This window comes from Oleiphilus sp. HI0128 (genome assembly GCF_001635365.1).
Map to the genome: position 1 here is coordinate 1 of NZ_LWGG01000670.1, position 1,494 is coordinate 1,494.

Annotated in this window: 1 protein-coding gene; it reads right to left on the minus strand. The window is 43.2% G+C overall.

Annotated elements, in window-relative coordinates; translation table 11 throughout:
* Window positions 1-947 (minus strand): IS110 family transposase (locus A3763_RS08335; RefSeq protein ID WP_068759979.1); only part of this gene is annotated, 947 nt, incomplete at its 3' end.
* Between the last annotated feature and the right edge of the window lie 547 nt (window positions 948-1,494).

Genomic DNA, 1,494 nt, shown 5'->3' on the forward strand with positions numbered 1-1,494 from the left:
CCTTCCTGCCTGAGCTGTAATTCCTTCGATATCTTTGCGGGATAGCGATAGCTATGTGCAGCCTCAACTAACAATCTCCTCGCTCGCCCATTTCCACACTTGGTGATCGCGCCTAAGTGTCGTTTTCCTCCACTTGAATGTTCGGAGGGCGTCGTTCCGATATAACTCATCAGTTTTCTAGGGCTATCAAATCGTGTTAAGTCTCCTAGCTCTACAATGACACCAGTGGCGGTGAGCAGTCGAACGCCTCTCAAGGCTTGTATCGCTTTCACAACCGGATAATATCGCCATTGCTTCACGTGATGGGCGAGTTCATTGTCCAGACGCTCTAGTCGAGCATTGCGTTCTGAAATGGTTTGAATCATCTCTTGCAAGACAAATTGCTGACTAGGATGAGGTAAGATGATCTCTGTTAACCAACGAAGGTGTTTTAAGCTCCAATTTGATTTGCCTGAATAGTTAATATGATTTCTGAGCAGCAAGGCTTTTAGCTGGAAACGTGCATTATTCAAATCATGCATTGCACGCTCACGTGCTCGAGATAGATCTCGTATTGCTTCATCTGCGGGTTCAGGAACGTAAATCGGATCAAGGTCGCCATTACGAACCAAACGAGCTAAATCTTGTGCATCGCGTTTATCTGTTTTCACGCGTTGTCCGGGTTTCTTTGGAATCAGTGATGGCGCAACAACATAGCAACAATGGCCTAAGCTTGTCAGCAATCGATAAATCCAGTAGCCACAGGGGCCTGCTTCATAAACAAAATGCAGGGTAGCCTGCGGGTATTTGCTTTCAAACTGTCTTGCCATCTTGGTAAGTGATACTTTGGCTGAAGAAACTCTTCCAAGATGCTTTACTTCTGAGCCTCGTTGATCTTCGCAATATGCGACTTCGGTGAACTCCTTATGGGTGTCCAATCCGACAAAAATTATGGTATTGTTTTTCATGGTGCTGGCCTCCGCTTATATGGTATGACACATATATTATGGCTCTGGCTTTGCTAACCCACGATAGGAGGTCAGCACTCTTTTGGGACGTGGGGAGTCATTATGTCTATGTAAATTCAGCAAAGATGCATACCCAATGAACTGGGCGTATGAATAAAGTTTGGCCAAGGAGTGAAGAGATAAATGAAGAGAATATTCTTTATTGTTTTATTAGTTTCCGGTTGTGCAACATCATCAGGCGTAATCCCTATAGGGATAGATACGTATTTGATTTCTAGATCCCAAAAAGGATTCGATGTGGTTGGTGGCAGTGTTAAAGCTGATGTATATAAAGAAGCATTTGCATTTTGTAACAATCAAAATAAGCACTTCCAAGTTGTTCGAGTATCTCAAAAGGATATGGTTCCATTCACATCAGNTGCCCAGGCAGAANTTCAGTTTATGTGTCTGGATAAAGAAGATCCTGAGTTAACTCGGCCAAATATAAAGNGAGAGGCTGACGTAGTAATAGAAATACGGAACAAATAACTGTTTACATAACAAGTGC